This window comes from Geodermatophilus marinus, from assembly GCF_003428645.1.
Classification (GTDB): Bacteria; Actinomycetota; Actinomycetes; order Mycobacteriales; family Geodermatophilaceae; genus Geodermatophilus.
This window is the reverse complement of record NZ_QVQH01000001.1, coordinates 259,136-285,182: the sequence shown is the minus strand read 5'-3', so window position 1 is coordinate 285,182 and position 26,047 is coordinate 259,136. Positions and strand designations below refer to the sequence as shown.

The window sequence follows — 26,047 nt, the reverse complement described above, 5'->3', positions numbered from 1 at the left end:
GTCAGGCCTCCTTGCTCTGGGTCGGGTCGGTGCCGGTGGCCGGCTCGGCGGCGGGCGGGGTGTCGGTGCCCTCCCGCTGGCGGCCGGCGGGCGGCCGGGGCCGCCCGTACTCGGCACCCGTGTCGGGGTGGGTCTGCGCGGCGCCGGCCCGCTCCGCGGGGGTGTCGGCGGCGGCGACGCGCGCGTCGGCGGCCTCCTCCTCCGGCGTCTCGCCGGTGCCCCCGGAGGGCGCCACCGTCTCCGCCGGCTCCCCCGCGTCGGCGGGTTCCGGCTCCGGGCCCGGCATGGGCGGGGCGGTCTCGCCCCGCTCGGCGGCCAGGCGGACGCCGCGCAGGGTCGGCTCGTCCTGCATCGGCGCGTCGACGGCGGCCCGCGCCGCGGCCTCGTCGGCGTGCTGGGAGAAGCCGGCCAGCTGGCGGGAGACGCCGCGGAAGTCGGTGAGCGGGGCGCCCCGGGTGGGGTGCGGCTTCTCGCCGCGGCGCAACGCCGCGACGAGGGAGCGGGCGCTCTCGACGTCCTGCTGGTCGTAGAACTCGTAGTCGACGGTGACCACCGGCGCGTAGTCGCAGGCGGCGAGGCACTCGGCGTGCTCGAGGGTGATCGAGCCGTCGGCGGTGGTCTCGTCGTGGTGGATGCCGAGGTCCGCCGACAGCGCGTCGTAGATCCGCTGCCCGCCCAGGACGGCGCACAGCGTGTTGGTGCACACGCTGACCAGGTGCCGGCCGGCGGGGCGGCGCTTGTACATCGTGTAGAAGGTCGCGACCGCCCCGACCTCGGCCTTGGTGAGGCCCAGCTCGTCGGCGCACAGCGCCACGCCCTCGGGTGAGACGTAGCCCTGGTAGCTCTGCACCAGGTGCAGCATCGGCAGCAGGGCCGAGCGCGGCTGCGGGTAGCGGGCGATGATCTCCCGCGCCTCGCGCCGGGTCTGCTCGGTCAGCGGCGGCAGCTCCGCCAGGGTCTCCGGCGAGGAGTCCACCGGCGAGGCGTCCAGCCCCGTCACCGCCGCGCCCGGTCCGCTCCCCGGGAGGGCGCTCACGCCGCCGCCTCGCCGGCGCTCGTCGACGCCGCTCGCGGCGCTGCTGTGCTCATGGGTTCGCTCGTACGCTGGCTCACCTGTCGCACCCCCCCATCACCGGGTCGAGCGAGGCGATCGCGGCGATGACGTCGGCGATCATCCCGCCCTCGCTCATCGCCGCCGTGGCCTGCAGGTTGACGAAGCTGGGGTCGCGCACGTGCACCCGCCACGGCCGGGTGCCGCCGTCGCTGACCACGTGGTAGCCGAGCTCCCCGCGCGGGCTCTCCACCGGCACGTAGACCTGCCCGGCCGGCACGCGGAAGCCCTCGGTGACCAGCTTGAAGTGGTGGATGAGGGCCTCCATCGACTGGCCCATGATGTGCGCGACGTGGGCCGGCGAGTTCCCCATGCCGTCCGGGCCCAGCGACAGCTGCGCGGGCCAGGCGATCTTCCTGTCCTCGACCATGACCGGGCCGGGCTCGAGCCGGTCGAGGGCCTGCTCGATGATCCGCATCGACTCGTTCACCTCGGCCATGCGGACCAGGTAGCGGCCCCAGGCGTCGCAGGTGTCGGCCGTCGGCACCTCGAAGTCGTAGGTCTCGTAGCCCAGGTAGGGCTCCACCTTGCGCAGGTCCCAGGGCAGGCCGGTGGCCCGCAGCACCGGGCCGGTGATGCCGAGCGCCACGCAGCCGGTGACGTCGAGGTACCCGGCGTCCTTGAGCCGGTTCTGCCAGATCGGCTGGCCGGTGAGCAGCTTGTGGAAGTCGGCGACCCGGGCCGGCATGACCTCGAGCCACTCACGGATGTGCTCGACGGCGCCCTCGGGGAGGTCCTGGGCCAGCCCGCCGGGGCGGATGTAGGCGTGGTTCATCCGCAGGCCGGTGATCTCCTCGAGCAGGTCGAGGACCATCTCCCGCTCGCGGAAGCCGTTGGTCATGCCGGTGAGCGCGCCCATCTCCATGCCGAACGTGGCCAGCGCGACCAGGTGCGAGGCGATCCGGTTGAGCTCCATGACCAGCACGCGGATCGTCTGCGCGCGCGGCGGGGCCTCGATGCCGAGCAGCTTCTCGACCGCCAGGCAGTAGCCGGCCTCGTTGTACAGCGGGGACAGGTAGTCCATCCGGGTCACGAACGTCGTGCCCTGCGTCCAGGTGCGGTACTCGGTGTTCTTCTCGATGCCGGTGTGCAGGTAACCGACCACGACCCGGGCCTTGGTGACGGTCTCGCCCTCGAGGTCGAGGACCAGCCGGAGCACGCCGTGCGTCGACGGGTGCTGCGGCCCCATGTTGACGACGAGCCGCTCCTCGCCGTAGGCCTCGGTCCCGAGCGTCTGGTCCCAGTCGCCGCCGGTGACGGTGTAGACCCGCCCCTCGGTGGTCTCCCGCGAGCCGGCGTAGGGGTCGGCGGGGTTGTACGTGGTGCTCATCGGTAGCTCCGCCTCGTGTCGGGTGGCGGGATGGTGGCGTCGTGGTACTCCACCGGGACGCCGCCCAGCGGGTAGTCCTTGCGCTGCGGGTGGCCGTCCCAGTCGTCGGGCATGAGGATCCGGGTGAGCGCGGGGTGGCCGTCGAAGACGACGCCGAACATGTCCCAGGCCTCCCGCTCCTGCCAGTCCGCCGTCGGGTAGACCGGCGTCACCGACGGGACGTGCGGGTCCTCGGCGGTCACCGCGACCTCCAGGCGGATGCGCCGCCGGTAGGTCATCGACGTCAGGTGGTAGACGACGTGCAGCCGGGGGCGGTCCGGCGCGCTCACCGGGCCGCCGCTGTCGAGGTAGTCGACGCCGGAGAGGCTGGAGAGCAGCTCGAACCGCAGCGCCTCGTCGTCCCGGAGGGCGCGCACCAGGGTGAGCAGGTGCTCCCGGACGACGAAGTAGGTGATCTCGCCCCGGTCGACCACCACCCGCGGCACCGCCGCGGCGTAGGTGGCCTCGCCGACGGCCTCGACGAGCGCGTCGGTGACCTCGTCGAAGTAGCCGCCGTAGGGCCGCTCGGTGGAGTGCAGCGCCACCGCGCCGCCGGGCTCGACGCGGACCAGCCCGCCGAACCCGGAGGTGTCGCCGCTACCGGTGACCCCGAAGGCGCCCTTGCGGAAGCCGCCGCCGGGCGCCGCGACGCCGCGCGAGGGGTCGGCGCCGCTGCGGTCCCCCGGCCCGGTCACCGCCGGACCTCCGGCAGCAGGACCGCGTTGCCGTCGCGCTGCTCGATCGCGAACTGACCGGCGCGGCCCTCCGCGGCCGCCTGCTCGTAGGCCGCGCGCCGGGCCTTGTCCACGCGGACCGTGGAGGGCATCTCGACGTGCAGGTCGGGGGCGGTGCCCTCGGCCCGGGCCCGCTCCAGCTCGCGGGCCCGCCGGGGCCCCAGCGGCTCGTGCATGATCTTGTGGTGCAGCTTGAGGATGGCGTCGACCAGCATCTCCGGCCGCGGCGGGCAGCCGGGCAGGTACATGTCCACGGGGACGACGTGGTCGACGCCCTGCACGATCGCGTAGTTGTTGAACATCCCGCCGGAGCTGGCGCAGACGCCCATGGAGAGCACCCAGCGCGGCTCGGGCATCTGGTCGTAGATCTGCCGCAGGACCGGAGCCATCTTCTGGCTGACCCGGCCGGCCACGATCATCAGGTCGGCCTGCCGCGGTGAGGCACGGAAGACCTCCATGCCGAATCGCGCCAGGTCGTAGCGGCCCGCGCCGGTGGCCATCATCTCGATGGCGCAGCAGGCCAGCCCGAACGTGGCCGGCCACAGGGAGGACTTGCGGGTCCAGTTGACCAGCTTCTCCACCGTGGTGAGCAGGACGCCGCTCGGCAGCTTCTCCTCGAGACCCATGTCAGCTCCTCAGTCCCACTCGAGCCCGCCGCGCCGCCACTCGTAGGCGTAGGCGATGAAGACGGTGCCGATGAAGACGACCATCGCGACCAGGCCCCACACCCCGAGCGCGTCGTTGGCCACCGCCCACGGGTAGAGGAAGACCACCTCGATGTCGAAGACGATGAACAGCATCGCGGTCAGGTAGAACTTCACCGGGAACCGGCCGCCGGTCAGCGGCTGGTCGACCGGCTCGATGCCGCACTCGTAGGCGGCGAGCTTGGCGCGGTTGTACCGGCGCGGCCCGACGAACGGCGCGATCGCCACCGAGAACAGCGCGAAGGCCGCGGCGAGGGCGAACAGCCCGACGATGGGCACGTAGGTCGAGAGCATCAGGGGCACCCTACGGTGAGCGCGGTCACGTTCCGGAAAGTGGGCGGTCGACGACGCGCCGTGTCGACTCGGCGGTGGAAGGCGGGGAGGGCCACGGCTCAGACCGCCGGTGCCAGCCGGGTGAGGACGGCGACGGCGCGGTCGAACCCGTCGCCGTCGCGGCCGTCGGAGAGGTTGCCCATGAGCCGCAGCGCCGCGGCGACCATCCGCGGCCGCTTCAGGCCGTGCGCGGTGGCGAAGCGGACCAGCCCCGGGCGCTCGAGCAGCGCGAGGAAGGCCGTGCCGAGCCGGTGGTGGCGGCCGTACTCCTCGCGCAGGCGGGCCGGGTAGGCGCGCAGCGCGGCCTCCCGGGCCGGCCCCTCGGCGGCGGCCAGCCCGGCGACGGCGGCCTCGGCGGCCATCCGCCCGGTCTCCAGCGCGTAGCTGATGCCCTCGCCGTTGAACGGGTTGACCACCCCGGCGGCGTCCCCGGCCAGCAGCAGGCCGCGGGTGTAGGCCGGCTGGCGGTGCAGCGCCATCGGCAGGCCGGCGCCGCGCAGGGGGGACACCGCGTGCTCCTCGCCGAACTGCCACTCGGGCGGGAGGGTGGCCAGCCACCCCTGCAGCACCGCGCGCGGCTCGACCCCGGTGCCGCGGCGCCGGTCGAGCAGGCCGAAGCCCACGTTGCTGGTGCCGTCGCCCATGCCGAAGGCCCAGCCGTAGCCGGGCATCGAGTCCGCGCTGGGCCCGGTGGCCGACAGGTCGAAGGAGATGTCGAGGTACTCGTCGTCCGTGCGCGGGGACCGCACGTAGCGGCGGACGGCGACGCCCAGCGGCCGGTCCTCCCGGCGGACGAGGCCCAGCGCCTTGCCCAGCCGGCCGGAGAGCCCCTCGGCCGAGACGACCAGCGCGGCCCGCCAGCGGACCGGGGTGCGGTCGGGCCCCTCGGTGGCCTCCACCCCGGCGACCCGGCCGGCCTCGTCGAGCAGGGGGCCGGTGACGGTGACCTCCTCGTGCAGGCGGGCGCCGGCGGCCACCGCGTGGGCGGCGAGCTGCGCGTCGAGCTCGGCGCGGCGGCGGACCAGGCTGTGGCCGGGCCAGCGCTCCAGCGCCGGCCAGTCGACCGTGACGACCCGGCCGCCGCCGGTGACCCGCAGGCCGCGGTGGCGCACCCAGCCGGTCGTGTCGACGCCCAGGTCGACCAGCGCCTTGACCCCGCGCGGGGTCAGGCCGTCGCCGCAGACCTTCTCCCGCGGGAGGCGGGCCTTCTCCAGCAGGACGACGTCCCGGCCCGCGCGGGCCAGGTGCCAGGCGGCCGCGGAGCCGGCCGGACCCGCGCCGACGACGACCACGTCGGCCCGCCGGTCCGCCGCGTCCACGGGTGCCCCCTCGCCCTCCGACTCCTCCCGACTTTGTGAATTGCTTCACAAGGTCGCTCGGTCCCCACTCTATGCCGGGGTGTGACGTCGCTGACAAGGGGCACCCGGGGAGGCGGACGTCACGGTTGGGTGACGGACCCCGTCCTCCTCGAGGAGGACCACCTCCCCCTCACCCCTCGCGCGCTCGGGGCGAGCCTCCGGACGGGGCCGCTCGAGCTCGCGGTCAGCCTCCGGACGGGGCCGCCCCGGCACCGACCGCGCTCAGGCGTGCGGCGTGCGGGCGCGGTGCAGCGCCACGACGCCCCCGGTGAGGTCCCGCCACTCCACGCCGGCCCACCCGGCGGCCCCGATGCGCCGCGCGAGCGCGGGCTGGTCCGGCCAGGCCCGGATCGACTCGGCGAGGTACACGTACGCCTCGGGGTTGCTGCTCACCGCGCGGGCGATCCGCGGCAGCGCGCGCATCAGGTACTCGGTGTAGACGGTGCGGAAGGGCGCCCACGTCGGGCTCGAGAACTCGCAGACCACGAGGGTGCCGCCGGGCCGGGTGACCCGCGCGAACTCGCGCAGCGCGGCGTCGGGGTCGACGACGTTGCGCAGCCCGAAGGAGATGACGACGCCGTCCACGCTCGCGTCGGCGAGGGGGAGGGCGGTCGCGTCCCCGGCCACCTTGGGCACCGGCCGGGCCGCGCCGGCGCGCAGCATGCCCTGGGAGAAGTCGCAGGCGATGGCCCGCACCCCGCCCGAGGCCAGCTCGACCGTCGACACCGCCGTCCCGGCCGCGACGTCGAGCACCGTCTGGCCCGGCCGGGCGCCGAGGGCCTCCCGGGTCGCCCGGCGCCAGGCGACGTCGCGACCGGCGGAGAGCACCGTGTTGGTGAGGTCGTAGCGCCGGGCGACGCGGTCGAACATGGCGGCCACGTCGGCCGGCCGCTTGTCCAGACCCGCCCGTGCGCCCGCCGTCGCCGCGTCCCCTCGCCGGTCCACCACGGCGGACGACGCTACCGGCTGCCTACCCTGGGAGCGTGACAGCGGCCGCCGTGACCTCCCCGGAGGCGCCCGCGCACCCGGTCACCACGACCGTGCTGCCCGGCAGCCCGGACCTGCTCGGGCTCCTGCCGGCGGCGGGCGCGCTCTCCTGGGTCCGCCGCGGCGAGGGGCTGGTCGGCTGGGGCGAGGCCGCGCGCCTGGAGGTCCGCGGACCCGGCGCGCTCGCGCAGGCCGCGGCGTGGTGGGACGAGACGGTGGCCGGGCTGGACGTCACCGACCCGCTCGGCGTGCCCGGCTCGGGCCCGGTCGTGTTCGCCGGGATCGCCTTCGACCCGGCAGCGGGGACGTCGGTGCTCGTCGTCCCCCGCGTGGTGGTCGGCCGCCGGGACGGCGTGACCTGGGTGACGACCACCGGGGACGTCGACCCGACCGCGGAGCTGACCCGGGCCCCCGCGACCGCCCCCGCGCCGCTGGGCCGGCTGCGCTACGCCGACGGGGGCCTGGACCCGGTCTCCTGGTGCCGCGCGGTCGAGACGGCGGTGCGCCGGATCTGCGCCGGGGACCTCGACAAGGTGGTGCTGGCCCGGGACCTGCTGGTCACCGCCGACGCCCCGCTCGACCCCCGCGCCCTGCTCGCCCGCCTGGCCGACCGCTTCCCGGACTGCTGGACGTTCGCCGTCGAGGGCCTGCTCGGCGCCACCCCGGAGCTGCTGCTGCGGAGGACCGGCCGGGAGCTGTCCGCGCGGGTGCTGGCCGGCACCGCGGCCCGGGGCGCGGGTGCCGAGGACGACCGGCTGGCCGCGACCCTGCTCGGCTCGGCCAAGGACCGCGCCGAGCACGCGTACGCGGTGGAGTCGCTGGTGCGGGCGCTGGCGCCCTACTGCACCACGCTCACCGCCCCCGACGAGCCGCGGCTGCTGACCCTCCCCAACGTGCGCCACCTGGCCACCGACGTGACCGGCCTGCAGCGCCGCGGCGGCGCCCGCGGCCGGGCCGGGCTGCTGGAGCTGGTCGGCGCGGTGCACCCCACCGCCGCGGTGTGCGGGACGCCGCCCGAGCGGGCCGCCGGGCTGATCGGCGAGCTGGAGGGGATGGACCGCGGCCGCTACGCCGGGCCGGTGGGCTGGCTGGACGCCCGCGGCGACGGCGAGTTCGGGCTGGCCCTGCGGTGCGCCCAGCTGTGCGACGACGACCCGGCCACCGCCCGGCTGTTCGCCGGGTGCGGCATCGTGGCCGGCTCCGACCCGGCCGCCGAGCTGGCCGAGACCCAGGCCAAGTTCGCCGCCTTCCAGGCCGCGCTCGAGGGCTGAGACCCGGGCCGGCGCCCCGGGTCGGCGTCCGGTGTGCGTCCCCGGGTCAGCGCAGCAGCTTCTCCACCTCGGCGGCGCCCAGACCCACCTTCTCGTAGTGGTCGCGGGCCAGCTCGAGGTAGTCGTAGGCGTCGAAGGTGCCCTCGGGCTCGCCGTCCTCGTCGAGCCAGATCAGCGGTCCGGTGACGTTGAAGTGCACCCGCATCGGCTCGTCGGACTCGTGCGCCACCAGGGTGTGCGCCTCACCCGGGGTCTCGTAGACGAAGGTGCCCTTCGTGGCCACCCAGTCGTGCTCGAGGTAGCTCCACCGGCCCGACAGGGTGTACCCGAACACCTGGTGCGGGTGGTAGTGCCGGTTCACCAGCCCGGCCTGCGTGGCCATGAGGACGTCGGCCCACCGGTTCTGCGTCAGGGAGATCCACAGGGGGCGGGAGCCGACCGTCTCCGACAGCGGGATGAAGTACCGCTCGTCGTCGTCGAGGGTGTCGGGCAGGAAGATCTCGGGGGCGGCGTCCTTGCGGAAGACCTTCTCGATCGGCTTGAGGTCGCGCCAGAACTCGGGGCCGGTGCGGGGCTCGGGGCTGACCATCGCGCACTCCTCGACGTCGCGGGTGGAAGGGTGCCCACAGCGTGCTCCTCCCCCACCGGGCGGGCCAGCCGGCCGGTCAGGGGCGCTCCAGTGCCTCCGCCGCCGCGGTGCGCAGCGCCGCCGCCAGCTGCGCCTCGGCCCGCTGGTCGGTGCGGACGACGACGACCCGCGGCCCGCCGCCGGCGAGGGCGGCGGCCAGCTGCGCGGGCCCGTCCACCGCGCTCGCCGGCCACCCCAGGGCCTCGGCGACCGCGACGAGGTCCCGGCCGTGCGGGGTGCCGAAGACCCGCCGGTAGTGCGACTCGTGCCGCGACGCCCCCGGCTCGAGCTGCGCGAAGATGCCGCCCCCGTCGTTGTCGGGGACGACGACCACGAGGTCCGGCCGGGGCTCGTCGTCGGCCACGAGCAGGCCCTGCAGGTCGTGCAGCAGGGTGAGGTCGCCGAGCAGGGCCACCGCGGGCCCGCCGCCGGCCCGCTGGTGCACCCGTGCCGCGCCGACCGCGGTCGACACGGTGCCGTCGATGCCGGCGACGCCCCGGTTGGCCAGCACGGTGAGCCCGTCGCGCGGCACGGCGAGCCGGTCGACGTCCCGGACCGGGGTCGAGGAGCCGAGGACCAGCAGCCCGCCGCCGGGCAGCGCGGCCACCACGTCGCGGGCCAGCCGCGCGGCGGTCAGCCCGGGCACCGCGTCGAGCAGGCCGTCGACCGCCGCGCCCGCGGTGGCACCCGCGGCCCGCCACTCCCCGGCCCACCGCCGGTCGACCGGGCCCTCGGGTACACCCCCGGCGGCGCTGCCCGCGAGCAGGGAGGTGGAGCGGCCGGCGTCCGGCCAGCGCGGCGACGAGGTCACCGTCACCACCTCGACGCCCGGGTCGGCCAGCAGCGCGTTCACCGGCCGGGACAGCGTGGGCCGCCCCACGACGAGCACGCGGTCGGGCCGGTGCCCGGCCAGCCAGGACGGGGCGCCGAGGACCAGCGCACCGCCGCGGACCGCACCGGCCGACCAGGCCCCGCTGCTCGGCTCGGCCACCACCGGCCAGCCGTTCGCCGCGGCCTCCTCCGCCGCCTGCCGGCCGGCCGCGGCGGGACCGTCGCCGACCACCACGAGCGTGCGCCGGCGCCACGGCGGCGCAGCGGGGACCGGGACGACGCGCGGCTCCGCGGCGGTCCACGGGGCACCGCCGGGCCGGCCGGCCCAGGGCCCGGTCAGCTCGGCCGGCGCCGCGTCGTCGGGCAGCAGCGGCTCGCGGAAGGGCAGGTTGAGGTGCACCGGGCCGGGGTCCCCGGAGAGGGCGCCCCGGGCCACGAGCAGCGCCTTGGCCGCCACCGAGCGCCAGTACCGGGCCTGGGCGGCCTCCCGGCCGGCCTCGGGGACGCCGACGTCGACCGCCGAGCGCACCGCGCCCCCGTAGAGCCCGGGCTGGTGCACGGTCTGGTTGGCGCCGGTGTCGCGCAGCTCGGGCGGCCGGTCGGCGGTCAGGGCCAGCAGCGGCACAGCGGAGGCGTCGGCCTCCAGCACCGCCGCGTGCAGGTGCGCGGTCGCCGTCCCGGAGGTGGTGAGCACCGGAACCGGCCGGCCCGAGGCCCGCGCGAGACCGAGGGCGAGGAACCCGGCGGTGCGCTCGTCGATGCGCACGTGCAGGGTCAGCCGGCCGGCGCGCTCGGCCTCGGCGAGCGCGAGGGCCACCGGCGCCGAGCGCGACCCCGGGGCCACCACCGCGTCGGTGACGCCGCCGCGGACCAGCTCGTCGACCAGCACGCGGGCCAGCGCGGTGGAGGGGTTCACCGTCGTCTCCGAGATGGGCGGCGAAAGGTCGGGCCTGGCCCGTAGCGGACGGCGATCCCTCGGGACTGCTCCGAGGTCTTGGCGAGCACTCCCCGCTCGACGAGATCCTTCAGGAACCCGCTCGCCTTGTAGACGTCTACGTCGAAGAGGTTCTGGACGGTTCGATTGTTGACCCACTCGTACTCGGCGACGTGCTCCACGATCTTGCGCTCGATCTCGGCCGTAGCAGGGCGGTGGTAGGTGACGGCGGGACCGAGCGCGGCCAGCACCTCCGCCCGGAGCCTGTAGTGCGGATGTCGACGGTGCGCTGTCCCCTTCGACGGTTCGATGAGCGCTACGTCGTCCGAGCTGAGGAGACGGAGCACGTCCTGCGCGCGCTCAGGGGTCCGTTGCAGGTGCGCCGCCGCATCGGGCGCCGAGACGCTCCGCCTCTGGAGGAGGAGGCTCAGGACGAGCAACGTGCTCACGTCCTCGCCCACACGCTGCGGTAGACCGCGTACGAAGCGGGCCACGCGGAGGTCCGGTTCGCGACCGATCAGCGTCACGGTGACCTCGTCGTCAGTAGCCGCGATGGCAGGGGCTGATCGTCCGTCACGCAACATCTCGCGGAACATCCGGTCCACGCCGGCCCCGATTTGCTCGACGAGCGAGAGCTTGTGCAGCAGGTCGAAGAGGGACGGGAAGCGTGCCCGGTGGGCATGCGTCAGGATGTTGTCCACCGTTATACCGGCGACGAGTGGTCCAGGGGAGGTCACGGTCAGCGCCTCCGGCGTGTGCTCGATGTGCACGGGCTCGCCGGTCCTGCTGTCCCCGTGCACGACCGCGTTCATGATCGCCTCCCGCACCGCAAGGCGCGGAACGTCCTCCAGGACGACCTGCCGACCGTCGGGAAGATGCATCGGCCGCTGCTGGGTTCGTACATCCACGGCCTCGAGGACACGCTCGACGGCCACGAGCAGGGAACCGTCGAGTCGAAGGACGTAGTCGGCCTCTGACCCCATCGACGGCTTGTGCTGGTAGATGATGCGGGGCCCCTGCACCACACCCGACGTTCCGAGGACCAGTGCCCCTGCTCGAGTCAGCCTGCCTCGGGTCGTGACCGCGCCGAGCGCGCGGAGGAAGTCGTCGTCAGGCAGGTCCGCAGTGCGGGCCAGCTCCGTGGACGACGCTCGCGCCACGCGTTCCCGTGCGACTCGGAGAGCGGACGGGTCCACAGCGCCTGACGAGTCCGCCCTCGCCGACCAGTCCTCTCCACGGCGTTCCTCTCCGAGACGCTGCACGTCGACCGGGCGCATGGGCACACACGTGTCGTGACGCCTCCACGAGTAGACGCCCTTCGTGGTCGCGTGCACGTCCAGCCCCTCCGGCACGGCGAGCACGAGGAGCTGCGCTCCTTCGCGCATCGCCTCCTCCACGCGGAGGTCCAACCCTGGCTGCGTCAACTCGAAGATCTGTCGCCGTACGACAGCGGCGTCGAGCTTCGTACCGACGAAGGCAGCTGGGCCGGGAGTGCGGTCCGCTACGCCCAGGACGATGAAGCCGCCAGATGCGTTGGCGAAGCACACAGCAGCCGACGCGAGGTCGGCATGCGTGTCCTTCGGCCGCGCGCTGTCCGTCTTGAAGTCGAGGGTGCCGTGCTCCAGGGAGTCAGCCGTGTCGCCGTCAGCGATGCGTGCCAGCGCCACTTCGACAAGTCTGTCCATCGGCCACTTTCCCGCTACTTTTGTGACATTGCCCGACGGGAGACTAGCGAAAAGTCCGACGAAAGTCGTTCACGCGGCGACCGCCGCCAGCCGGGCGCGCCAGCGGGCCGCCAGCCCGGGCCCGGCCGCGACCTCGGCCAGCCGGTCCGGGACGGCCGCGCGGACCGGGAGGGCACCGTCCACCGGCAGCAGCGGGTCGGTGGTGACGTCGTCCGCGAAGAGCGCCACCGTGGCCAGGCCGCAGGCGAACGGCAGCTCGGGCAGCGCCGCGGCCAGCGCCACGCCCGCGGCGATGCCGACCGACGACTCCAGCGCCGAGGAGACCACGCACGGCAGCCCGTGCGCCTCGGCCACGCGCAGGGCGGCCCGGACGCCGCCGAGCGGCTGCACCTTGAGGACGACGACGTCGCAGGCCTCCCGCAGGTCGACCGCCAGCGGGTCGGCCGCGCGCCGCACCACCTCGTCGGCGGCGACCCGGACGCCGCTGCGCCGGCGCACCTCGGCCAGCCCGGCGAGCGTGGCGCAGGGCTGCTCGGCGTACTCCAGGCCCACCCGGTCGAGCTCGCGCAGCCGGGCGACGGCGGTCCCGGCGTCCCAGGCGGCGTTGGCGTCGACCCGGATCGCCCCGGACGGGCCGAGCGCGTCGCGGACCGCCTCGACCCGGGCGAGGTCCTCGGCGGGCGTCTGCCCGGGCTCGGCCACTTTGACCTTGGCGGTGCGGCAGCCGGAGGCGGCGACGATCGCGTGCGCCCGCTCGGGCCCGACGGCGGGCACGGTGACGTTGACGGGGACGGCGTCGCGCACCGGCGGGGGCCAGCCCTCGACCGCCGCCTCCCGCGCCGCCCGCCACCAGCGGCGGCTCTCGGCGACGTCGTAGTCCCAGAACGGCGAGAACTCCCCCCAGCCGGCCGGCCCGCGCACCAGGACGCCGTCGCGCACGTCGAGGCCCCGGAACCGGGTGCGCAGCGGGACCGACCACGCGTGCGGCTCGAGCTCCGCGCCGGCCCCGGTGATCACGGGCCCACCCTAGAGCGGCAGTAGCCTCGACAGCCGTGGCCCGGCAGCTGACCCTCGTGCCCGCGCCGGCCGACCCGCTGGAGCTGGTGCCCGCCCTGCGCGCCGCCCTCGACGGCACGGCGCCGCTGGCGGTGCTGCCCTCGGGTCCCGCGGCCGCGACCGCGGCCGCGCGGGCCGTGCTCGCGCCCGGGGAGCCCCTGGAGGACGGCGCCGACCTCGTCGTGGCCACCTCCGGCTCCACCGGCGGGGGGCGGGGGGTGCTGCTGCCGGCGTCCGCGGTGCGCGCCTCCGGCACGGCGACGCACGCCCGGCTGGGCGGCCCGGGTGCCTGGTTGCTGGCCCTGCCCGTCTCGGCCGTCGCGGGCCTGCAGGTGCTCTGCCGCTCCCTGCTGGCCGGCACCCGGCCCACCGTCCTGGCGCGCGACGAGCCGCTGGCCGCGGCGCTGGCCCGGATGCCGCGCGGACGCCGCTACACCGCCCTGGTCCCCACCCAGCTGCGGCGGGCCCTCGACCGCGAGCCGGGGGCGCTGGCCGGCTTCGACGCGGTGCTGGTCGGGGGCGCGGCGGCCGACCCCGCCCTGCTGGCCCGGGCCCGGGACGCCGGCGTCGCGGTGGTCACGACCTACGGCATGACCGAGACCGCCGGCGGCTGCGTCTACGACGGCGTGCCGCTGGACGGCGTGCGGGTGGCGGTGGACGCCGACGGCGTCCGGTTGGCCGGGCCGGTCCTCGCCGTCGGCTATCGGCTCGACCCCGGGGGGACGGCGGCGGCCTTCGGCGGCGGCTGGTTCCGCACCCGCGACGCCGGGACGCTCGGCCCCGACGGCCGGCTGACCGTGCAGGGGCGGCTGGACGACGTGGTGGTGACCGGCGGGGTGAACGTGGCCCCGCAGGCGGTCGAGGCGGTGCTGCGCGAGCACCCCGGGGTGGCCGACGCGGTGGTCTTCGGCCGGCCCGACGACGAGTGGGGCCAGCGGGTGGTGGCCGCCGTCGTCCCGGCGCCCGGCGCTCCCCCCGAGCTGGCGGTGCTGCGCCGGTGGGTGACCGCCCGGCTCGGGGGGCCCGCCGCGCCGCGGGAGCTGCACGCCATCCCCGCCGTCCCGACCCTGCACACCGGCAAGCCCGACCGCCGCGGCGTCGCCGCGGCCCTCCTCCGGGAGGCCGACACCCCGCGGACCGGCGGCCGGCCCACCGGCGCCCGGGCGCCCCGCACCCAGGAGACCCGCTGACCGTGGCGACCCCCGCCCAGTGGCTGGCCGCGGCCCGCCCCCGGACCCTGCCCGCCGCCCTGGCGCCCGTCCTCGTCGGCACCGGGGCCGCCGCCGCGCTCGACGGCTTCCGGCCGTTGACCGCCGTCCTCGCCCTCGTCGTGGCGCTGGCCCTGCAGGTCGCGGTCAACTACGCCAACGACCACTCCGACGGGGTGCGCGGCACGGACGCCGCCCGGGTGGGCCCGATGCGGCTGGTCGGCTCGGGGGCGGCGAGCCCGCGGCAGGTGCTGGCCGCGGCGATCGCCTCCTTCGCCGTCGCGGCGCTGGCCGGCCTCGCCCTGGCCGCGCTGACGAGCTGGTGGCTGCTCGCCGTCGGCGCGGCCTGCATCGCCGCGGCCTGGACCTACACCGGCGGTCCGCTGCCCTACGGCTACCGGGCGCTGGGCGAGGTGTTCGTGTTCGTCTTCTTCGGCCTGGTGGCCGTCGTGGGGACGACGTTCGTGCAGACGGGCTCCGTCGAGGGCCTGGCCGTCGCCGCGTCGGTGCCGATCGGGCTGCTGTCGGTGGCGCTGCTGGTCGTGAACAACCTGCGCGACGTGGCGGGCGACGCGGCCGTCGGCAAGCGCACGCTCGCGGTGCTGCTGGGCGAGCGCCGCACGCGGCTGCTGTTCGCCGCGCTGCCCGTGGTCTCCGCCGCGGTGGTGGTCGCCATCGGCGTCGGGCGCCCGACGGTGCTGCTGGCGCTGCTCGCGGCGCCGCTGGCCGTCCCGCCGGTGCGGACCGTGCTCGCCGGGAGCCGGGGACCGGCGCTCATCGGGGCGCTGCAGGGCACCGGGCTGCTCACCCTGGTCACCGGGGTGCTGCTGGCGCTGGGCCTCGCCCTCAGCGGGTGACCGCGGCCCTCAGCGGGTGACCGCGGCCCTCGGCGGGTGGCCGCCGCCCTCGGCGGGTGGCCGCCGCCCTCGGTCAGGCGGCGTCGTCGCCGGTGAGCCGGGCGTCGAGGTCGGCGCGGGCCTGCTTGCGGGCGACGCCGCGGGCCGCCAGGGCCTCGGTGAGCCGCTCGCGCGAGGGGCGCAGCAGCAGGTAGGCGGCCGGCATCGACAGCAGCAGGCCGAACAGCAGCCCGGGGAAGCCGGGCATGCCGGCCCACCAGAGCAGCAGCACCAGCGCCGCGGCGATGGCGAAGCGCCCGACGGTGTAGACGACCAGCCACGGCAGCACCTTCGGCGGCGTCGCCGGCCCTCCGGTCGGTGCGCCCGGTGCGGCCTGCTCAGCCATGACGGCCCTCCCACTTCGTGCTCAGTACGACCGTGGTGCGGGTGCGCGCCACGCCTCTGATCCTGTTCAACGCGCTGATGGCCGACTCGAGTGCCGGGATGTCGGTCACCCTGACCTTGAGCACGTAGCCCTCGCTGCCGGCGACCCGCCAGCAGTCCTCGATCTCGGGCATCGCGCGCAGCGCCTCCTCGACGCCGGTGTCGTCGACCGAGTCGCTCTCGATGACCCCGACCAGCGCGGTGACGTCCAGCCCGACGGCCGCCGGGTCGACCACGGCGCGGTAGGCGGTGATGACCCCCGCGGCCTCCAGCTTGCCCACGCGCTCGTGCACGGACGGGGCCGAGAGGCCCACCTGGCGGGCCAGCTCGGCGTAGCTCGCCCGGCCGTTGGCCCGCAACAGGTCGATCAGCTGCCGGTCGACCGCGTCGATGGCGCTCTCCGTCCTCCGCCCGTGCTGCGGGACCTCCGCCGCACGCGACCGAGTATCCCCGCCGACGTACTGTGGTGTCGGACGGGCGGTCGGGTCTCGAGGGGGTGGGCGTCGTGGCCTTCCTGGTGGTGCTGTTGGTGGCGGTCGCGGTCGTCGTGCTCGTGATGCGGGCGGCCTCCGCGACCGGTGGTCCCGGCGGTGGCAGTGGCGGCGGCGGCGGGCTGCCACGCCCGCCACGGCCGCCGAGCCGTCCCCGGCCGTCGACCGGCCGGGTCGTGGGGCCCGACGACGACCCCGAGTTCCTCCGCGAGCTGGAGCGCCGCGCGCGGCGCGACGACGGCTCGCCGGCCTGAGCTCCGCTCCCCGCTCGTCGTCCCCGGCGCCCTGACCGGAGCCGACGACGGGCGGTCCCCTCCGGGGCACCGCGCCGAGCCTGCGAGGCTCGGGGAGGAGGGCGGCCCCGTCCGGAGGCTCGCCGCGGGCCTGCGAGCGGGGAGGGGGACGGGTCTTCCTAGGCGGCGCGGAAGAAGCGCCGCCAGCCGGCGCGACGGCGCGGGGGTGCCTCCCCGCCCGGGCCGGGCGGCGCCCCGCCGCCCGGGAGGTCCGGCAGCCGGTCCATCTGCGCGGTGTCGTCGGCCTCCCGCCCGGGCCCGTCCGCCGGTTCCGCGGTGGGTCCGGCGCCCGTCCCCCCGCCCTGCGGGGCGGCGTCGTCGGGCTCGTGCATGCCGCCGGGCCAGCCGAGGCCCTCGTGCCGCTCGCCCTCCCCGGGCCAGCCCAGCTCCCCCTGGCCGTGCGGCGCCCGCCGGCCGTCGGTCGCCGGGCGGCGCGCCAGGGCGGCGGCCACGAGCGGGTCCACCGCGGCGCCCTCGGCCGCCGAGTGCCTACCCACGGGAGCTCCTCCCACGGTGCGTCATGCGCGCATGGAAGCACGACACGCCGCACGGGGGCGACACGCGACGCCGCGCCCCGGGACAGGAGTCACCCGGTGTGACGGCAGGGGCGGACTCAGTCGAGACCGGCGTAGCTGTGCAGCCCGGTCGAGACCATGTTGACGTAGAGCAGGTTGAACACCATGACGCCGAGGCCCACGACGTTCACCCACGCCGCGGGCCGCCCGCGCCAGCCCGCCGTCGTCCGGGCGTGCAGGTAGCCGGCGTAGACGACCCACGCGATGAAGGCCCAGGTCTCCTTCGGGTCCCAGCCCCAGAACCGGCCCCAGGCGCTCTCGGCCCAGATGGCGCCGGCGATGACGGCGAAGGTCCAGATGGGGAAGCCGAACACCGCGGTGCGGTGCGCGACGCGGTCGAGGGTGACCGCCCCCGGCAGCCGGGCGAGCACCGAGCCGGCGTCCCCGCCGCCGGCGTCGTGGCGCAGCCGCAGCAGGTAGAGGGCGCTGGCGATCCCGCTGACGAAGAAGACGCCGAAGCCGAGGACGGCGCTGCTGACGTGCACCGCCAGCCAGCTCGAGCGCAGCGCGGCGACCAGCGGGCCGGCCTCGGCGTAGAGGAACAGGCCGATCGCGACCTGCGCGAGCACGACGACCGCGAGCACGTAGGCGCCGATGTCGCGGGCACCCGGCACGCGCACGGCGAGGACGACGAAGGACACCACCCCGACGAGGACCACCGCGGTGGCGAACTCGTACATGTTGCCCCAGGGCAGCCGGTCGGTGGCCAGGCCGCGGGTCACCAGCACCCCGGCGTGGACCAGCGCACCGACGACGGTCAGCGCGAGCCCGACCGCGCCCCAGCGGGACGCCCGCCCGGCCGGAGCCGGTCCCGCGGTCGCGGCGCCGTCCCCCGCGACGGGGGCGTCCCCGCCGGTGCCCGCGGCCACGAGCTGCCGGGCCGGCCGGCGGCCGAAGGCCAGCTGCGCGCAGAACGCCACGACGGCCGCCGAGTACACGGCGACGCTGGCCGAGAAGAGCGTGTCCGACAGCTCGGCCAGGGCGGGGTCGACGGTCACGGGTGGGGACCTCCGGGGTGCGGGTCGGCCCCGCCGGCCGGCGGGGTCGGGGAGGAGCGGTCGGCCAGCGCCGTGCGCAGCTCACCGGTCAGCTCGGTGAACCGTTCGGCGCTGTCGCCACCGCCGCGGGTGAGGGAGCCGACGGTCAGCACGGTACCGCCGCCGTCGGCCGCGGCGGTGGCGCGGGCGAAGAAGCGCTCCCGGCGCAGCAGGAGCAGCGCCAGGAGCCCGGCGAGCAGGGTGATCGAGGCGACCAGGACCCATACCTGGCCCGGGTCGTGCGAGAACTGCAGCGCGGCGAACTGGTCGACGCCGTCGAAGGTGATCGACGTCCCGTCGTCCAGGGTGATCGACTCCCCGACCGCCAGGTTGGCCCGGCCCACCTCCGTGAGGTTGCCGCGTTCGACCTGGTCGGCGTCGAGGGAGTACACCGACTGGGGCAGGCCGGAGTCCAGGCCGAGGTAGCCGCGGTAGACCAGGACCGCCACCTGCGGCGACAGGGGCCGGGGGTCGATCGAGGTGAGGACGCCGCCCTGGAGGACGCCGGTCGGGGCGAGGAACCCCTCGACTGCGAGCTGGTCCTCGACCCCCGCGCCGAGGTCGGGGAGCTTGAGCGCGCCCTCGCTGGCCAGCGTGCCCTGGTCGGCGGGCAGGAAGGGCGCCGAGACGCCCTCGAACACCGTGCCGTCCGGGAGCGTGACGGTGAACCGCGGGCTGTAGCCGTGCCCGGTGACGTACACGCGGTCGCCGCCGGTGCGCAGCGGGTCGTTGACGCCGATCGTCGTCCGCCGCCCCTCCGCGCCGGGCGGCCCGTAGGAGATGTCGGCGGTGTAGGAGGCGGCGGTGAGGTCCTCCTCGTACTCGGCGCGGAAGTCCTCGAGGTCGACGCACAGCGGGCTCAGGTCGGAGCCCTCGACCAGCGGCCCGGCCGAGTAGGTGTCGTACTGCTGGAACGAGTTGCAGAAGCCCTGGCCCTCGGTGACCAGGATGCTGCCCTCGTACCCCCAGAGCTTGCCGCCGGCCAGGCCGAGCAGCAGCGCGACCAGCGACAGGTGGAAGACCAGGTTGCCGGTCTCCTTCCAGGAGCCCTTCTCGGCCGACAGCTCCTCCCCGGCGGCCCCGGAGCGGCGGACCACGCGGAACCGGCGGACCCGGAGCTCCTCCTCCACCACGTCCAGGGCGGCCGGACCGGCCAGCGGCGTGGCCAGCCCGGCGGAATCGGGCAGCCGCAGCAGGCGCCGCGGCGCCGGCGGCGGGGCGGCGCGCAGCGCGCGGGCGTGCTCGGCGACGCGCGGGACGACGCAGCCGATGAGCGAGACGAACAGCAGCAGGTAGACCGCGGCGAACCACGGCGAGGAGAAGACGTCGAACAGGTAGAGCCGGTCGAGCACCGGCGCCAGCGTCGGGTGGTCGAGGTAGTACTGCCGGACGTTGTCCTGCGACAGCGCGCGCTGGGGCAGCAGCGACCCGGGGATGGCCGCGACGGCGAGCAGGAAGAGCAGGACGATCGCCGTCCGCATCGCGGTCAGCCGGCGCCACCAGCGCAGCCACAGCGCCCAGGCCCGGCGGCCGGCCGACGGGCGCGCGGCCGGCTGCGGCGCCTCGGCCGGCCGCGGGGGTGCCTCGATCGTCACAGCGAGGTCTCCGCGAAGCCGGTGGCGGCCAGCCACGACCGCAGCCAGCCCATCATCTCGGTCCAGGCGCCGGTCACGAGCAGGAGGCCCACGACCACGAGCAGCGCCCCGCCGACGCGGGTGACGGTGCGGGCGTGCCGGCGCAGCACCGAGGTGGCGCCGAGGGCCCACCGCGCCCCGAGGGCGACCAGGACGAACGGGATGCCGAGGCCTGCGCAGTAGGCCACGCCGAGCAGCGCCCCGCGGCCGGCGGTGGCCTCCACGTAGGCCAGCGAGTTGACCGCGGCCAGCGTCGGGCCGAGGCAGGGGGTCCAGCCCAGCCCGAAGACCACGCCCAGCAGGGGCGCGCCGGCCAGGCCGGCGACCGGCCGGGCGGAGAACCGCGCGGTGCGCTGGAGGAGGGGCAGCCAGCCGAGGAAGGCCAGGCCCATGACGACGGTGACGACGCCGAGCACGCGCGTCAGGACGTCGGAGTACTGCAGCAGCAGCCGGCCCAGCCCGCCGAACGCCGCGCCGAAGGCGACGAAGACGACGGTGAAGCCCAGGACGAACAGGAGCGCCCCGAGCACCATCCGGCCGCGCGGGGACCGCTCGTCGACCGCCGTCCGCTCGGCGACCGCGGCGCCGGGACCACCCCCGGGGTCCGCCGGGCCGCTCCGGTGCCGCGCTCGCGGCGGGGGTGCCGCGGTGCCGGCGCCGGCCAGGCCGGTCACGTAGGAGAGGTAGCCGGGCACGAGCGGCAGCACGCAGGGCGAGGCGAAGCTGACCAGCCCGACCAGCGCGGCCACCACCGCGGCCACGAGCAGCGGGCCGTCGGTGACCAGGCCGCTGAACGTCTCGCCCACGGGCTCAGCTCCTCTCGGCCAGGAGCAGGTCGAGCACCGCGCGGAGGTCCTCCTGCGACACCTCGCCGGTGTAGACCGCCGCCACCCGTCCCTCGCGGTCCAGCACGATCGTCGACGGGATCGCGTTCGCCGGGTAGTCCCGGAAGGTCAGGGCGACCTCGCCGCGGGGGTCGGACAGCGAGGGGAACTCGATGCCCTGGCTGTCGACGAAGGCCTGCGCGAACTGCTCGCTGGTCTCCTTGACGTTGATCCCGAGGAAGGCCACCCCGCGGTCGCGGACGTCGGCGTAGACCTCCTGGAACTGCGGCGTCTCGACCCGGCACGGCGGGCACCACGAGCCCCAGAAGTTGAGGACGGCGACGTCGCCGTCGAGCTCGGCCGAGTCGAACGACCCGCCGCCGAGCAGGGTGCCGGAGAAGTCCGGCGCCGCGGCGCGCTGCTCCTCGGGGATGACCTCCCCGGCGGCGGTGCCGGCGACGAAGCGGAACTGGCCGCCGTTGTTGACGTCGACCGCGTCGGTCCCGGCCGAGCAGCCGGCCAGCAGCAGCAGGGCACCGAGCAGGGCGGCGAGCACCGCCGCCGGGATCCGCCTCATGCGCCCGGCACCGCGTCGGGGTCGGTCGCGCCGGCCGGCTCGGCGTAGGAGAGGCCGGTGAACCGGTCGCCGTCGAAGGTCAGCGAGGTGACGCTGGCCAGGCCGCACTGCCGCCGCCGCGGGTCGTGCGCGTACCGGCGCCCCTGCAGGTGCAGCCGCAGGGTCCAGATCGGCAGCTGGTGGCTGACGCACACCGCAGCGGAGCCGCGCGCGGCGTCGCGGGCCGCCTCGACCGCGGCCAGCATGCGCGCGGCGATCTCCACGTAGGGCTCGCCCCAGGAGGGCCGGAGCGGGTTGCGGAGCTTCCACCAGTGCTGCGGCATGCGCAGGGCGCCGTCCCCCACGCCGACCCGCAGCCCCTCGAAGGCGTTGCCGGCCTCGATGAGCCGGTCGTCGACCTCGACGGGCAGCGACAGCGTCGCGGCGATCGGGGCGGCGGTCTGCTGGGCCCGCTCCAGCGGGCTGGAGACCAGGTGGGTCACCCCCCGGCCGGCCAGCCACTCCGCGGCGGCCTGGGCCATCGCCTCCCCGGTCTCGGAGAGCCGGTAGCCCGGCAGCCGGCCGTAGAGGACCTTCTCCGGGTTGAACACCTCCCCGTGGCGGAGCACGTGGACGACGGTCGTCTCGGCCATCAGGTGCTCATCCCGGTGGGCGCGTCGGCGGGCTCCTCGGCCGGCGGGGCGCTCGTCGGGTCGACCGCCGCGGCAGCGCGGGCGGCGGCGGGCAGCGCGTCGAGCACCCGGCCGACGGCGTCGTCGTCCAGCGCGGCGCTGACGAACCAGGCCTCGAACGCCGAGGGCGGCAGGTAGACCCCGCGGGCGAGCATCGCGTGGAAGAAGGCGGTGTAGCGGGCGGCCTCCTGCGACCGTGCGTCGTCGTAGTCGCGGACCTGCCGGTCGTCGGGCACGAAGAAGACCGAGAACATCGACCCGGCCTGCTGCACGCGGTGCGGCACGCCGGCGGCGAACAGCGCGGCGCTGGCCGCACCCCGCAGGGTCGCGGCGACCTCGTCGCAGCGGGCGTAGACGTCCTCGGTGCAGTGCCGCAGGGTGGTCAGCCCGGCGGCGACGGCCACGGGGTTCCCCGAGAGCGTGCCCGCCTGGTAGACCGGCCCGGCCGGCGCCAGGTGGCCCATGAGGCCGGCGCGGCCGCCGAAGGCCGCCGCGGGCAGCCCGCCGCCCATGACCTTGCCGAAGGTGAACAGGTCGGCGTCGACCGGGTCGAGGCCGTACCAGCCGGAGCGGGAGACCCGGAAGCCGGTCATGACCTCGTCGAGGACGAGCAGCGCCCCATGCGCGGCGGTGATGCGCCGCAGCTCGGCGTTGAAGCCGTCCAGCGGCGGGACGACGCCCATGTTCCCGGCCGCCGCCTCGCTGATGACGCAGGCGATGCGGTCCCCGCGCCCGGCGAAGACGGCCTCGACGGCGGCCACGTCGTTGTAGGGCAGCACCACGGTGTCGGCGGCCGCGCCCGTGGTGACCCCGGGGGTGTCGGGCAGGCCCAGGGTCGCCACCCCGGAGCCGGCGGATGCCAGCAGCGCGTCGACGTGGCCGTGGTAGTGGCCGGCGAACTTGACCACCAGGGGCCGGCCGGTGACCCCGCGGGCCAGCCGGATCGCCGAGAGCACCGCCTCGGTGCCGGAGTTGACCAGCCGCACCTGCTCGACCGGGGGCATCCGCGCCTCGATCTCCTCGGCCAGTTCCAGCTCGCCCTCGGTCGGGGCGCCGAAGGACAGGCCCCGGCGGGCGGCGGCGGTCACCGCCTCGACCACGGCCGGGTGGGCGTGGCCGAGGATCAGCGGCCCCCACGAGGAGACCAGGTCGACGTAGCGGCGCCCGTCGGCGTCGACCAGGTGCGGGCCGGAGCCCGAGGCCATGAACCGCGGCGTGCCGCCGACCGCCCGGAAGGCGCGGACCGGGCTGTTGACCCCTCCCGGGGTGACCCGCTGCCCGCGGGCGAAGAGGTCGGCGGAGGCGGGGGCCTCGTAGGCGTAGGGCGGGCTGTCCAGCGAGGTCACGACCCCAGTGTCCCCTCCTCCCCCGGTCCGGCGCCGGGGGTGTCCGTCACGGCGGTCAGCAGCGTCGCGGCGAGGGCCGCCGGGTCCCGGGAGGGCACCAGCACGGTGCGCCCGTCGGTCAGCCGCAGCGGCAGCCCCGACCGGCCGCGCGGCAGCGAGCCCGCGCCGCCGAGCACCGGCGCCCCGGCGTCCACCCCGGCGGTGCCGGCGGTGACCGCGCGCAGGTGCGCGGCGTCGATCCGGCGCAGCGGCACCCGCTCGCGGCCCACGGTGAGCGCCGGGTCGGGCCCGTCGGCGTCCACCCGGACCGTCCAGGTGCGCCGCGCGGCGAGCACGCCGGCGGCCACCAGGCCCAGGACGGCGAGCGCGGCGAGCACCCACGCGAGCGGGCCGGGGCCCGGGGCGCCCAGCGCGTCGGCGGCGGCCGGTACCGCGAGGACCCCGGCGGCGGCCCAGAACGGCCACCAGGAGCCCCCGGGCTCGACGTGGCCCCGGCCCCCGCTCAGCGCAGCCAGCGGGCCGCCTCCACCGCCCAGTAGGTGAGCACCGTGCCGGCGCCGGCGCGGCGGATGGCGGTGAGCGTCTCGAGCACCGCCCGCCGCCGGTCGACCCAGCCGCGGGCGGCGGCCGCCTCGACCATCGCGTACTCGCCGCTGACCTGGTAGGCGCTGACCGGGACGTCGACGGCGTCGGCGACCCGGGCGACGACGTCGAGGTAGGGCAGCGCGGGCTTCACCATGACCGCGTCGGCGCCCTCGGCGAGGTCCTGGCGCACCTCCCGCAGCGCCTCGTCGGCGTTGGGCGGGTCCATCTGGTAGGTCGACCGGTCGCCGAACTGCGGCGCCCCCTCGGCGGCCTCGCGGAACGGGCCGTAGAAGCCGGAGGCGTACTTGGCCGCGTAGGCCAGCACCGGCGTCTCGGTGCACCCGTCGCCGTCGAGGGCCCGGCGGATCGCCGCGACCTGGCCGTCCATCATCCCGCTCGGGGCGATGACGTGGGCGCCGGCCCGCGCCTGCGCCACCGCCACGGCGGCGTACCGGTCCAGCGTCGGGTCGTTGTCGACCACCCCGGCGGGGGTGACCAGCCCGCAGTGCCCGTGGTCGGTGTACTCGCACAGGCACAGGTCGGCCATGAGCACGAGGTCGTCACCGACGTCGGACCGCAGCTGCCGCAGCGCGACGTTGACGATCCCGTCCGCGGCGTCGGCCTGGGAGCCGACCGGGTCCTTCTCCGACGGGATGCCGAAGAGGATGAGCCCGCCGATCCCGGCCTCGGCCGCCTCGTGGGCGGCCTTGCGCAGGGACTCCGTCGTGTGCTGCACGACCCCGGGCATGGCGGAGATCGGCACCGGCTCGTCGATGCCCTCCTTGACGAAGACGGGCAGCACCAGGTCGGCCGGGGACAGCCGGGTCTGCGCGGTCAGCCGCCGCAGCGCGGGCGTCGACCGCAGCCGGCGCCCGCGCGCGAAGCCGGGGCTCGCGCCCCCGTTCACTTCCCTTCGCCCTCCTGCTCGGCCCGGCGGGCGGCGGCGAACTCGGCCAGGGCGTCGATCAGCGGCCCGACGGCGGCGGTCTCCGGCTGGACGTCGACCCGCAGGCCGAACTCCTGCGCGGTGGCCGACGTCTGCGGGCCGATCACCGCGACGACGGTCTTGGCGTGCGGCTTGCCGGCGATGCCGACGAGGTTGCGCACCGTGCTCGAGGAGGTGAAGCACACCGCGTCGAACCCGCCGCCCTTGATGGCCTCGCGAACGGGGGCGGGCGGCGGCGCGGCCCGGACCGTCCGGTAGGCCGTGACGTCGTCGATCTCCCAGTCGCGCTCCTTCAGCCCGGCGGCGAGGGTCTCGGTGGCGATGTCGGCGCGGGGCAGCAGCACCCGGTCGATCGGGTCCAGCACGTCGTCGTACTCGGGGAAGTCGGCCAGCAGGCCCTCGCTGGACTGCGGCCCGGTCGGCAGGAGCTCGGGCACGATCCCGAACGCGCGCACCGCGTCGGCGGTCTGCTCACCGACGCAGGCGACCTTGACCCCGGCGAAGGCGCGCGCGTCCAGGCCGAGCTCGACGAACTTCTCGCGGACGGCCTTCACCGCGTTCACCGAGGTGAACACGATCCAGCCGTACCGGCCGGTGACCAGGCCCTTGATCGCGCGGTCCATCTGGGCGGGGCTGCGCGGCGGCTCGACGGCGATCGTCGGGACCTCGACCGGGACCGCCCCGTAGGCGCGCAGCCGGTCGCTCATGTCCCCGGCCTGGTCCTTGGTGCGCGGCACCAGGACCCGCCACCCGAACAGCGGCCGGCTCTCCCACCAGGAGAGCTTGCCGCGCTTGTCGACGGCCGACCCGACGGTCGCCACGACCGGCCCGGTGACCGCGTCGAGCCCGGCGGTCTTCTCGGCGACGGCCGCCAGCTTGGTCACCACGCTGCGCTGCCCGGTCCCCGAGCCGCCGCTGGTCACCACGACCGCGGTGCTGCCGGGCAGGCCGCCCTCGACCAGGCCGACCGCGGCGTCGGGCAGCTGGGCGGCGTCGGCCGACAGGACCAGCGGGGCCCCCAAGCCGGAGGCGGCGGCGGCGAGCGCGGTGAGGTCGACCTCCGCGCGCAGGTCCGCCGACAGCGACGTCCCGCCGAGGGCGACGCCGGCGAAGGCGGGGATCGCCGTGGCCGGGGCGACGCCGGGCACGACGTCGAAGGGCACGGAGGTGCGCCCGACGGCGAGCACCTCCTTGACGACGGCGTCGTCGGTGAACGGGTCGCCGGCGACCAGCCGGACGACGGTGCCGCCGCTCCTGGCCTGGGCCACGGCCGCCTTGGCGACCTCGGCGGGCTCCCCGGAGACGGTCTCGGGCGGCAGGTCGGGCCGGGCGGCACCGACGGCGTCGGTGAGGGCCGGCGGCAGGTGGGGGTCGACGAGGAGGACGTCGGCCTCGGTCAGCGCGGCGGTCGCCCGGGCGGTCAGCATCCCGGGGTCGCCCGGGCCGGCGCCGACGAAGACGACCGTGCCGGTCGTCCCGTTGTGCTTGCGGGGGCGCGTCATCGCGTGCTCCTGTTCAGGGCCCCGGAGGGCTCGTGTGCGGGGGTCGGGGGGACCGGGGGGCGCTCCCCGGTCGGGGT

At 76.3% G+C, this 26,047-nt stretch carries 27 protein-coding genes; 4 read left to right on the top strand and 23 right to left on the bottom strand.

Translation table 11 applies throughout. The annotated features are described in order from the left end of the window. Position 1: 1 nt before the first annotated feature. The 7 genes from nuoE to D0Z06_RS01380 form a co-directional block, all read right to left on the bottom strand. Positions 2–1,036 (bottom strand): NADH-quinone oxidoreductase subunit NuoE, encoded by a 1,035-nt coding sequence (gene nuoE, locus D0Z06_RS01410; protein WP_117375587.1) that lies wholly within the window; start codon positions 1,034–1,036, stop codon positions 2–4. 73 nt (positions 1,037–1,109) lie between these two features. After that, positions 1,110–2,441 (bottom strand): NADH-quinone oxidoreductase subunit D, encoded by a 1,332-nt coding sequence (locus D0Z06_RS01405; RefSeq protein ID WP_117375586.1) that lies wholly within the window; start codon positions 2,439–2,441, stop codon positions 1,110–1,112. Beyond that, positions 2,438–3,175, bottom strand: coding sequence for an NADH-quinone oxidoreductase subunit C (locus D0Z06_RS01400; RefSeq protein ID WP_117375585.1), 738 nt, complete (start codon positions 3,173–3,175; stop codon positions 2,438–2,440). The genes D0Z06_RS01405 and D0Z06_RS01400 overlap by 4 nt, the downstream gene beginning before the upstream one ends. Continuing rightward, positions 3,172–3,840 carry a NuoB/complex I 20 kDa subunit family protein gene (locus D0Z06_RS01395; protein WP_117375584.1) on the bottom strand — a complete coding sequence of 223 codons (669 nt, stop codon included), beginning with the start codon at positions 3,838–3,840 and terminating at the stop codon, positions 3,172–3,174. The genes D0Z06_RS01400 and D0Z06_RS01395 overlap by 4 nt, the downstream gene beginning before the upstream one ends. A gap of 9 nt (positions 3,841–3,849) precedes the next feature. Then, positions 3,850–4,212 carry an NADH-quinone oxidoreductase subunit A gene (locus tag D0Z06_RS01390; RefSeq protein WP_117375583.1) on the bottom strand — a complete coding sequence of 121 codons (363 nt, stop codon included), beginning with the start codon at positions 4,210–4,212 and terminating at the stop codon, positions 3,850–3,852. A 98-nt stretch (positions 4,213–4,310) separates the two neighbouring features. Then, a complete protein-coding gene (locus tag D0Z06_RS01385) occupies positions 4,311–5,570 on the bottom strand; it encodes a geranylgeranyl reductase family protein (protein WP_117375582.1) in 1,260 nt (419 codons plus the stop codon). Between the two features lie 261 nt (positions 5,571–5,831). Further along, positions 5,832–6,557, bottom strand: coding sequence for a demethylmenaquinone methyltransferase (locus D0Z06_RS01380; RefSeq protein ID WP_117375581.1), 726 nt, complete (start codon positions 6,555–6,557; stop codon positions 5,832–5,834). A 35-nt stretch (positions 6,558–6,592) separates the two neighbouring features. Between D0Z06_RS01380 and D0Z06_RS01375 the strand changes: the two genes are divergently transcribed. Continuing rightward, positions 6,593–7,867, top strand: coding sequence for an isochorismate synthase (locus D0Z06_RS01375; protein ID WP_117375580.1), 1,275 nt, complete (start codon positions 6,593–6,595; stop codon positions 7,865–7,867). Positions 7,868–7,913: 46 nt separating this feature from the next. Here the strand turns inward: D0Z06_RS01375 and D0Z06_RS01370 are convergent, their stop codons facing one another. The 4 genes from D0Z06_RS01370 to D0Z06_RS01355 all read right to left on the bottom strand — a co-directional run bounded on the left by D0Z06_RS01370 (position 7,914) and on the right by D0Z06_RS01355 (position 12,962). Then, positions 7,914–8,456: a 2,4'-dihydroxyacetophenone dioxygenase family protein gene (locus D0Z06_RS01370; protein ID WP_117375579.1), complete on the bottom strand. Its 543-nt coding sequence runs from the start codon at positions 8,454–8,456 to the stop codon at positions 7,914–7,916. A 76-nt stretch (positions 8,457–8,532) separates the two neighbouring features. Next, entirely contained in the window at positions 8,533–10,242 is a 1,710-nt protein-coding gene (gene menD, locus D0Z06_RS01365; protein ID WP_117375578.1) for a 2-succinyl-5-enolpyruvyl-6-hydroxy-3-cyclohexene-1-carboxylic-acid synthase, read from the bottom strand. Continuing rightward, positions 10,239–11,927, bottom strand: coding sequence for an ATP-binding protein (locus D0Z06_RS01360; RefSeq protein WP_158579850.1), 1,689 nt, complete (start codon positions 11,925–11,927; stop codon positions 10,239–10,241). Before D0Z06_RS01360 ends, menD begins: the two co-directional genes overlap by 4 nt. An 87-nt stretch (positions 11,928–12,014) precedes the next feature. Continuing rightward, positions 12,015–12,962 (bottom strand): o-succinylbenzoate synthase, encoded by a 948-nt coding sequence (locus D0Z06_RS01355; RefSeq protein WP_117375576.1) that lies wholly within the window; start codon positions 12,960–12,962, stop codon positions 12,015–12,017. Between the two features lie 35 nt (positions 12,963–12,997). On the opposite strand from D0Z06_RS01355, the gene menE reads away from it, so the two are divergent. Together menE and D0Z06_RS01345 are read left to right on the top strand one after the other, a co-directional pair. After that, positions 12,998–14,191, top strand: coding sequence for an o-succinylbenzoate--CoA ligase (gene menE / locus D0Z06_RS01350; protein WP_117375575.1), 1,194 nt, complete (start codon positions 12,998–13,000; stop codon positions 14,189–14,191). A gap of 2 nt (positions 14,192–14,193) precedes the next feature. Next, entirely contained in the window at positions 14,194–15,066 is an 873-nt protein-coding gene (locus D0Z06_RS01345; protein ID WP_117375574.1) for a 1,4-dihydroxy-2-naphthoate polyprenyltransferase, read from the top strand. A gap of 73 nt (positions 15,067–15,139) precedes the next feature. Here the strand turns inward: D0Z06_RS01345 and D0Z06_RS01340 are convergent, their stop codons facing one another. Together D0Z06_RS01340 and D0Z06_RS01335 are read right to left on the bottom strand one after the other, a co-directional pair. After that, a complete protein-coding gene (locus D0Z06_RS01340; protein WP_117375573.1) occupies positions 15,140–15,451 on the bottom strand; it encodes a DUF4229 domain-containing protein in 312 nt (103 codons plus the stop codon). After that, entirely contained in the window at positions 15,444–15,881 is a 438-nt protein-coding gene (locus tag D0Z06_RS01335; RefSeq protein WP_117375771.1) for an Lrp/AsnC family transcriptional regulator, read from the bottom strand. The genes D0Z06_RS01340 and D0Z06_RS01335 overlap by 8 nt, the downstream gene beginning before the upstream one ends. A gap of 113 nt (positions 15,882–15,994) precedes the next feature. Between D0Z06_RS01335 and D0Z06_RS01330 the strand changes: the two genes are divergently transcribed. Beyond that, positions 15,995–16,234 carry a hypothetical protein gene (locus D0Z06_RS01330; protein WP_117375770.1) on the top strand — a complete coding sequence of 80 codons (240 nt, stop codon included), beginning with the start codon at positions 15,995–15,997 and terminating at the stop codon, positions 16,232–16,234. A 158-nt stretch (positions 16,235–16,392) separates the two neighbouring features. On the opposite strand, the gene D0Z06_RS01325 is transcribed toward D0Z06_RS01330, so the two are convergent. The 10 genes from D0Z06_RS01325 to D0Z06_RS01280 form a co-directional block, all read right to left on the bottom strand. Next, a complete protein-coding gene (locus D0Z06_RS01325; RefSeq protein ID WP_117375572.1) occupies positions 16,393–16,770 on the bottom strand; it encodes a hypothetical protein in 378 nt (125 codons plus the stop codon). A 116-nt stretch (positions 16,771–16,886) separates the two neighbouring features. Further along, positions 16,887–17,846, bottom strand: coding sequence for a c-type cytochrome biogenesis protein CcsB (gene ccsB / locus D0Z06_RS01320; RefSeq protein WP_117375571.1), 960 nt, complete (start codon positions 17,844–17,846; stop codon positions 16,887–16,889). Continuing rightward, a complete protein-coding gene (gene resB / locus D0Z06_RS01315) occupies positions 17,843–19,480 on the bottom strand; it encodes a cytochrome c biogenesis protein ResB (RefSeq protein WP_117375570.1) in 1,638 nt (545 codons plus the stop codon). The genes ccsB and resB overlap by 4 nt, the downstream gene beginning before the upstream one ends. After that, complete coding sequence (locus D0Z06_RS01310) at positions 19,477–20,325, bottom strand: cytochrome c biogenesis CcdA family protein (RefSeq protein WP_117375569.1); 849 nt, start codon at positions 20,323–20,325, stop codon at positions 19,477–19,479. The genes resB and D0Z06_RS01310 overlap by 4 nt, the downstream gene beginning before the upstream one ends. Before the next feature lie 4 nt (positions 20,326–20,329). Further along, entirely contained in the window at positions 20,330–20,920 is a 591-nt protein-coding gene (locus D0Z06_RS01305) for a TlpA family protein disulfide reductase (protein ID WP_117375568.1), read from the bottom strand. Beyond that, complete coding sequence (locus D0Z06_RS01300) at positions 20,917–21,552, bottom strand: histidine phosphatase family protein (protein WP_117375567.1); 636 nt, start codon at positions 21,550–21,552, stop codon at positions 20,917–20,919. Before D0Z06_RS01300 ends, D0Z06_RS01305 begins: the two co-directional genes overlap by 4 nt. Beyond that, complete coding sequence (gene hemL / locus D0Z06_RS01295) at positions 21,552–22,937, bottom strand: glutamate-1-semialdehyde 2,1-aminomutase (RefSeq protein WP_117375566.1); 1,386 nt, start codon at positions 22,935–22,937, stop codon at positions 21,552–21,554. Before hemL ends, D0Z06_RS01300 begins: the two co-directional genes overlap by 1 nt. Beyond that, complete coding sequence (locus D0Z06_RS01290) at positions 22,934–23,314, bottom strand: hypothetical protein (RefSeq protein WP_233517375.1); 381 nt, start codon at positions 23,312–23,314, stop codon at positions 22,934–22,936. Before D0Z06_RS01290 ends, hemL begins: the two co-directional genes overlap by 4 nt. A 125-nt stretch (positions 23,315–23,439) precedes the next feature. Beyond that, on the bottom strand, positions 23,440–24,429 hold the full coding sequence (gene hemB, locus D0Z06_RS01285; protein WP_117375565.1) for a porphobilinogen synthase: 990 nt from the start codon (positions 24,427–24,429) through the stop codon (positions 23,440–23,442). Further along, positions 24,426–25,970, bottom strand: coding sequence for a bifunctional uroporphyrinogen-III C-methyltransferase/uroporphyrinogen-III synthase (locus tag D0Z06_RS01280; RefSeq protein ID WP_117375564.1), 1,545 nt, complete (start codon positions 25,968–25,970; stop codon positions 24,426–24,428). Before D0Z06_RS01280 ends, hemB begins: the two co-directional genes overlap by 4 nt. Between the last annotated feature and the right edge of the window lie 77 nt (positions 25,971–26,047).

What these genes read in the sequence shown, in the direction of transcription:
- D0Z06_RS01300 (WP_117375567.1), bottom strand. Translation starts at nt 21,552, where the DNA reads ATGGCCGAGACGACCGTCGTCCACGTGCTCCGCCACGGGGAGGTGTTC.
- D0Z06_RS01390 (WP_117375583.1), bottom strand. Translation starts at nt 4,212, where the DNA reads ATGCTCTCGACCTACGTGCCCATCGTCGGGCTGTTCGCCCTCGCCGCG.
- D0Z06_RS01370 (WP_117375579.1), bottom strand. Translation starts at nt 8,456, where the DNA reads ATGGTCAGCCCCGAGCCCCGCACCGGCCCCGAGTTCTGGCGCGACCTC.
- D0Z06_RS01395 (WP_117375584.1), bottom strand. Translation starts at nt 3,840, where the DNA reads ATGGGTCTCGAGGAGAAGCTGCCGAGCGGCGTCCTGCTCACCACGGTG.
- D0Z06_RS01280 (WP_117375564.1), bottom strand. Translation starts at nt 25,970, where the DNA reads ATGACGCGCCCCCGCAAGCACAACGGGACGACCGGCACGGTCGTCTTC.
- D0Z06_RS01340 (WP_117375573.1), bottom strand. Translation starts at nt 15,451, where the DNA reads ATGGCTGAGCAGGCCGCACCGGGCGCACCGACCGGAGGGCCGGCGACG.
- D0Z06_RS01305 (WP_117375568.1), bottom strand. Translation starts at nt 20,920, where the DNA reads ATGAGGCGGATCCCGGCGGCGGTGCTCGCCGCCCTGCTCGGTGCCCTG.
- D0Z06_RS01405 (WP_117375586.1), bottom strand. Translation starts at nt 2,441, where the DNA reads ATGAGCACCACGTACAACCCCGCCGACCCCTACGCCGGCTCGCGGGAG.